The organism is Bradyrhizobium sp. P2_E8 (assembly GCF_056403875.1).
In genome coordinates this window covers 1-5,692 of record NZ_JBFUES010000469.1, presented here as the reverse complement: position 1 = coordinate 5,692, position 5,692 = coordinate 1, and the positions used below count along the sequence as shown (strand labels likewise).

Annotated in this window: 6 protein-coding genes and 1 pseudogene; 3 read left to right on the top strand and 4 right to left on the bottom strand. The window is 58.0% G+C overall.

The features are described from left to right. Positions 1-430, top strand: a pseudogene (locus AC1D00_RS23870) (AAA family ATPase); the annotation flags it as partial. Between the two features lie 297 nt (positions 431-727). Here AC1D00_RS23870 and AC1D00_RS23865 read toward each other — a convergent pair. Together AC1D00_RS23865 and AC1D00_RS23860 are read right to left on the bottom strand one after the other, a co-directional pair. Next, positions 728-880 carry a hypothetical protein gene (locus tag AC1D00_RS23865; RefSeq protein ID WP_477012340.1) on the bottom strand — a complete coding sequence of 51 codons (153 nt, stop codon included), beginning with the start codon at positions 878-880 and terminating at the stop codon, positions 728-730. 529 nt (positions 881-1,409) lie between these two features. Then, positions 1,410-1,598 carry a hypothetical protein gene (locus AC1D00_RS23860; protein WP_477012339.1) on the bottom strand — a complete coding sequence of 63 codons (189 nt, stop codon included), beginning with the start codon at positions 1,596-1,598 and terminating at the stop codon, positions 1,410-1,412. A 95-nt stretch (positions 1,599-1,693) separates the two neighbouring features. Between AC1D00_RS23860 and AC1D00_RS23855 the strand changes: the two genes are divergently transcribed. Then, entirely contained in the window at positions 1,694-2,227 is a 534-nt protein-coding gene (locus tag AC1D00_RS23855) for an ATP-dependent DNA ligase (protein WP_477012338.1), read from the top strand. A gap of 136 nt (positions 2,228-2,363) precedes the next feature. After that, positions 2,364-2,585: a hypothetical protein gene (locus AC1D00_RS23850; protein ID WP_477012337.1), complete on the top strand. Its 222-nt coding sequence runs from the start codon at positions 2,364-2,366 to the stop codon at positions 2,583-2,585. Positions 2,586-3,080: 495 nt separating this feature from the next. Here AC1D00_RS23850 and AC1D00_RS23845 read toward each other — a convergent pair whose 3' ends face one another. Both AC1D00_RS23845 and AC1D00_RS23840 read right to left on the bottom strand, forming a co-directional pair. Further along, complete coding sequence (locus AC1D00_RS23845) at positions 3,081-4,850, bottom strand: adenylate/guanylate cyclase domain-containing protein (RefSeq protein WP_477012336.1); 1,770 nt, start codon at positions 4,848-4,850, stop codon at positions 3,081-3,083. A 269-nt stretch (positions 4,851-5,119) separates the two neighbouring features. Further along, the gene (locus AC1D00_RS23840; protein ID WP_477012335.1) at positions 5,120-5,572 is read right to left on the bottom strand and encodes a cupin domain-containing protein; all 453 of its coding nucleotides are present in this window, start codon (positions 5,570-5,572) and stop codon (positions 5,120-5,122) included. Positions 5,573-5,692: the final 120 nt, after the last annotated feature.

The following is a 5,692-nucleotide window of genomic DNA, read 5'->3' as shown; positions in this document are numbered from 1 at the left end:
GTATTTCCTCGGCCTTCAGGCTGAGGCCCTCGGCCGTTCCGGCGCAGTGGAGGAAGGCTTGGATCTGATTGCAAAGGCGCTGGGCCGAGTGGAAGAAACCGGCGAGCGGTGGTTCGAGGCCGAGCTCCATCGGATGAAGGGCGAGCTGATGCTGCGGCTGCGGAAGGCCGATCCGACCGCTGTGGAAGCGCGGTTTCGGCAAGCGGCGTCAGTTGCACGACAGCAGAGCGCCAAGCTGTGGGAGTTGCGCGCAGCGACAGGACTTGCACGATTGTGGAGAGAACAGGGTCGGCGCGGCGAGGCGCACGACCTGCTCAGTCCGCTCTACAGCCAGTTCACCGAGGGCTTTGGGACACCGGATCTACAGGCTGCCAGAGCAATGCTTCGAGAGATCATTGCCAGCTCCGAGCCGAACAACAAACACCAGTAGTAGATTGGGCAAACGAACACGACTCTTAGCCAAGTTGTGCTAGGGGTCAAAGGCAGCGGTGGACGCCAAGTTGGATCGGCGTCCGGTTTCCCCCTGACAGCCGACATGACACGCGCTCAATCGACCCTTCGGCTAAGGGCCAACACAAGACATTCCCTGCTGGCTTGATATTCAACAAGTCGCCAACTGAGAGGTGCACATGGCGCCGGCCTCGCCTATGCAGTGAAGAAAGGCTGGCTCCGGATGCCCGAGAGCGGTACTTACGTGAAGCTGATGCCGCGGGCGAGGACTGGCGCGTTAGCGCGAAGGGCTCTCCGGCACCCTCGCTTCTCGCTTTTCCATCTGCTCCTTGACGTAGAGGAGGATCATTCGCCGGGTGTCCGGGTCAGTTATTTTCTGGAATGCCTTGAGCAGTCGCAGCATTTCTAGATCTTCGATTGCGTTGGACATTGCAAAAGCCTCGATGGAAAAAGCAGCAGTCTAAAATCGGGAAAACCATGCAACACCTCGGATGCTATGGGAACACAGAAATCAGCTGCACAGCCCGCTTTCCGTCCTAATTAGAACTCGCGCGATGTGAAGTACGCCGTTTCACATCTGTTATCGACGGAACCGACAGGTCGGGAGAACTTGGCAACGCCGGGGCTGCCGAAATTATCTCATTTCGGATTATTGAGCCCGGCAGCGTGAGGGGCCGCTGTCCCAAGCAGCGGTCAGCTTTGCTTTTGGAATTTACGTGCGCGTCGCGGAACCGGGCAAGTTTTCCGAAGTTCTCTGCTCGCATCTGCTCCCAACAGCAGATGTCCCCAGCAAAGGCCCAAGTCGTCCCCAACACCGGCTTGGGCCTTTCCCTTTGGGGCTCGGGTAAAGTCGTCCATTCAAAGACGAGGCCGCCGACCGATGCGGCCTTAATTCATCTTGCGGCGGAGCTGCCTGATGATCTCCGAGAGGCAGGAGAGCTTGATCTAGCTCGAGGTCTTTAGTGCCTCCTGATGGGCTCAAACCGGGCGAGCTTGGTTGCGCCTTCCCACAGCTCTACGGCGTGCCCGTGCCCGTCGACAAGCTGTTCGGCTTTTTCCCGCGCGGTCGCATCGTCCTGCACGTCAAGATCAATTCGCATTTTGATGTGCCCATCGGCACCGATTATGTAAGCGCGATATTCGCCCATGATGCGGCTCCAAAACTCCACTCCGTTCCGAAACTGGAACGATTTTAGAGCCGATCTAAGTCAGCGTCACTAACCAAGTTGGGACATTGCTTAGCATGAGTATCCTGCCGACCGCAGCGAAAGCCGTGCCTGCCGGCCCCGACTGGCTCCACGAAATCAAATATGACGGCTATCGCCTGCGCGTCGAGCGCAACGGCAAAGAGGTGCGGCTGATCACGAGGAACGGTCACAACTGGACCGACCGTTACCCGTGGATCGTCGCATCGGCGCTCAAGAACCGCGAGCAGCAATTCGTCGTCGAGGGCGAGGCCGTGGTGCTCGGTGTCGACGGCATCTCCGACTTCAACGCCCTGCACTCGCGCAAGCACGACGAGGAGGTGCAGTTCTACGCCTCGACATCCTCGCCCTCGGCGGCGAGGACCTGCGGCGCTGCCGCTGTCAATGCGCAAGACCAACCTGGCGCGGCTGCTGCACGGCAGGCCCGACGGCATGTTCGTCGCACCATTCGAGTGGTGCGATCGGGCCGGATCTGTTTAGAGCCGCATGCGACCTCCGCCTCGAGGGCATCGTCTCCAAGCGGCGGGACGGGCGCTACATCGGCGGCCGAACGCGCGAGTGGGTCAAGGTGAAGAATCGCACCCACCCGGCCATGAGCCGCGAGTTCTGATATGGCTCCCGACAGGATTTCCTCGCTCCACAATAGGAACGTCTCCGTTCCGGATGCTTACCCCGGAATGGACAACGGAGCTAGCTGGAGGGGCGACCATGAAGCGCCACGCCCTGAGCAAGTCTTTCGGTAACGGCGCCGGCCACGTTCTGCGCCAGCACAACAGCGCAGTGCTGCAGTTCAGCTGGCACGGCAAGCCCGACGGATCGGCTCGCTATGTCGAGCCGGTCAACCGCTACGCCCGCAATGGCGTGGAATATCCCAGCCTTGCTGCCCTACTTCGCGCCGTCGAGGTCGAGCACGCTCAGAAGAAACCCTGATATTCGGTCTGCTCAGCTCAAAAATGTACGGGGCTGGCCTGTTTCCGACCTCAGCGGAAGACCTAAGGCCGCCTCAATCGGCTTGAGTTAGATCAAACGTCTCAGTCTTCCGGGATCCGTCCATCCTGTCATGCCCGCCGCCTCTGACAGCCAAACCGAGGATAAAGGAAACCAACCCGTCGCGCTTGGACGATATCCGAAAAGTTGTGCAATATCGACAATCTACGCGGAGCTCCAGCGCAAGTCTCAAACGAGCGCTTGACCACGCGCACGATGAATGAATTTTGCGGAAACTCAACTCAAGGTAAGCAGGTCCGTATGCAATGTCCGTTGTGGGTCAAAATGCGAAGAACTCAACCTGAGCAAATCTAGTCCGCCCTGCCTCAATAAGCAGACCTCAACGAGGTGCGACGCTACTTCGGCGATGGGCCAATCGGCGACATCAATGACGACGTGAGGACGTCCGACCACAAGGCGGTTGCAAGCCGCTTGTGTTTATTCGGGCATTCCCGCCTTGCGACCCGCCTCGCGCATTTTCGCGATCATGTCGATAGACCGGATCGGGGTGGAACCGCCGGGTCGAAGACGCCAGTTGGGCGCAATCCGGAGAAGTTGCGCTTTCACCTTTTGGGCATCTTCCATCCTTCCTGCCTCGACATGGCAAGCAACCGCTGTTGCGAGCCCGGGAATAAAATAAGGAAATGCTTGTATGGATTTATCCGCCCAATCTGCCGCTTCGGCAAAGCGGTTGGCGTTGAAGTGACCAAGCGCAAGGCCAGTCATCGTGGCGAAGGTGAAAGGATCACGCGGACTGAAACGCATTGCCTGCTCAAAATCGGCAATTGCCGCGTCCGACATACCGTCACAAGCTCGAAGCCATCCTCGCGTATTATATGCTTGGCCAAAACTGGGATTTGAGCGAACAGCCCGCTCCACCATTTCGATAGCTGCCTCGCAATCCACCCGATTATGGAAAAGAGCCCAACCAAGGCCGACTAGAGTGGGCGCGTCATCGGTGCCGAGTTTTTTGACGCAGTCGGCAAAACGCGATAGCTCCGCATCGTCACTCGACACATCGGTTGGCCAATAATTGGCCCGTCGCCACATAAGGCACACAGCGGCAGCTCCGTATGACTGCGAAAACGTCGGATCAAGGGCCATCGCATTCCGAAAATGCTGGAGGGCGATGTCATTATTTTCCGGTGTCGTCGGCCAACTGATATGAGGAAGTCCACGATAGAGTTCGGTAACCGCATCGATGTTGCCGGGCGGCTTTCGTCTTGCTCGCTCGATCTCGGCGCGGTCGACTTCTGGTTCGATGGCTCCCACGACGTGCCGCGTAAGTTCGTCCTGCAAAAGAAATATATCGTCCAGCGCGCCCTCAAAGCGGTCCGCCCACAAATGGGCTCCGGTCGCGGCGTCTACAAGCTGCCCTGTGATCCGTACGCGAGCGCCGGCCTTGCGAACGCTGCCTTCGAGCACGTACCGCACTCCAAGCTCACGCCCAACCTGCTTGATATCGACAGCCCTGCCCTTGTAGGTAAAGCTGGAATTGCGGGCGATCACAAAAAAGGCCTTGAATTTCGAAAGCGCCGTGATGATGTCCTCGACCACCCCATCTGCAAAAAATTCTTGCTCGGGATCGCCGCTCATGTTCTGGAACGGCAGTACCGCGATTGAAGGCTTGTCGGGTAGGGTTAGTTGAGGCGCCAGTTCGATGACTTTGGTTGAAGGCAACTTGGCACCGGCCAACGCAAACACTCGCACAGGACGCGCGATGTTTTTGAGCGCGATCTCCCCCTTGTCGTCGAATGCAACATCAATACGGTCGCGGATCTGACGATAAGTATCGTCGGAAATACAGACACCGCCCGGCTCGGCTATGCCTTCAAGGCGCGCTGCGATGTTGACGCCATCGCCAAATATATCATTGTCGTCAAAAATAATGTCGCCGACATGGATGCCGATGCGGTATTCGATCTGGGTATCGGGTAGTCCGGCAGCGCTTAGCCCAATCATACCGTCTTGCACTTCAATCGCACAGCGCACCGCATCCACCGCGCTGGCAAATTCGACTAGCATCCCGTCGCCGGTTGTTTTGACGATGCGGCCTCGATGCGCAGCGATGGTTGGATCAACGAGGTCCTTCCTGACCGCCTTGAGCCGGGTCAGGGTGCCTTCCTCATCGCCCCCCATGAGACGGCTGTACCCGGCGACATCAGCCGCCAGCACCGCTGCCAATCGCCGTTCCACCCGTTCGTCCATCAAGGAACGCCCCTAGATTGGTGATCTCGGTTTGCAGGACATGAAAGCACATTTGGCGGCGGCTGGGCTAGGCTCGTCGACTTCCGAGATGGGTCAAACTCGGAAGTCGGCGGGTCTATGGTAGATGGTCTGTTCTGCCACTGTGAGCGGACATCATCGGCTCCGCTGTTCAGGTCCGCGAAGGGCCAACAGCCGACATCGCACCGTGCCGGAATGACGAAAGAGGCCGCCGATTGAGGTAGCCTCTTTTTATGCTTCGGCGCTTCGTTTTACTTCTTGCGCGGATCGTCGGCTGGATCGATGAATACGATGCCCCCCGGCCCGGTGAATACAATTTGGACCATCGTTTCTTCGTTTGTCGTCCAAACATAATGGGGGTGCTTCGCCGGCAGCGCGAAGACGGAGCCCGGCTTCAATATCTCGCCTTTCGAGGGATCAAACTTTTCCCCCATGGCGTTCCCAAAGCTGCCACTCATCACGGTGACGACCTCGGCATAGGGATGAGTGTGCGGCGGAACTTTATAATTCGGCGGGAATTTCACCCGCTGGACGATCGTCTCGGCCCTTGTTGGGTCACCGATCAAGATGGCGGTTTGCAYGCCCCTGAAGACCGGATGCTCTATCCACGTCAGCCCATCGGGCTTGACCACCTTCATCGCATCTTGAGCCATCGCAGAACTTGCCAACGCGATCAAAGCGGCGGCGACAAAGGACTTGTTCATCCTAACCTCCTCCCAAATGTTGCGGAGCTGGAAGGCCCGATAGGATACAGCAAAAAAATCAGACTGAAGCGCTTAAATTCATTTTCGGATCGGCTTGAACCGTCCATCGCGAACCAAGTC

What these genes read in the sequence shown, in the direction of transcription:
- AC1D00_RS23865 (WP_477012340.1), bottom strand. Translation starts at nt 880, where the DNA reads ATGTCCAACGCAATCGAAGATCTAGAAATGCTGCGACTGCTCAAGGCA.
- AC1D00_RS23860 (WP_477012339.1), bottom strand. Translation starts at nt 1,598, where the DNA reads ATGGGCGAATATCGCGCTTACATAATCGGTGCCGATGGGCACATCAAA.
- AC1D00_RS23855 (WP_477012338.1), top strand. Translation starts at nt 1,694, where the DNA reads ATGAGTATCCTGCCGACCGCAGCGAAAGCCGTGCCTGCCGGCCCCGAC.
- AC1D00_RS23850 (WP_477012337.1), top strand. Translation starts at nt 2,364, where the DNA reads ATGAAGCGCCACGCCCTGAGCAAGTCTTTCGGTAACGGCGCCGGCCAC.
- AC1D00_RS23845 (WP_477012336.1), bottom strand. Translation starts at nt 4,850, where the DNA reads ATGGACGAACGGGTGGAACGGCGATTGGCAGCGGTGCTGGCGGCTGAT.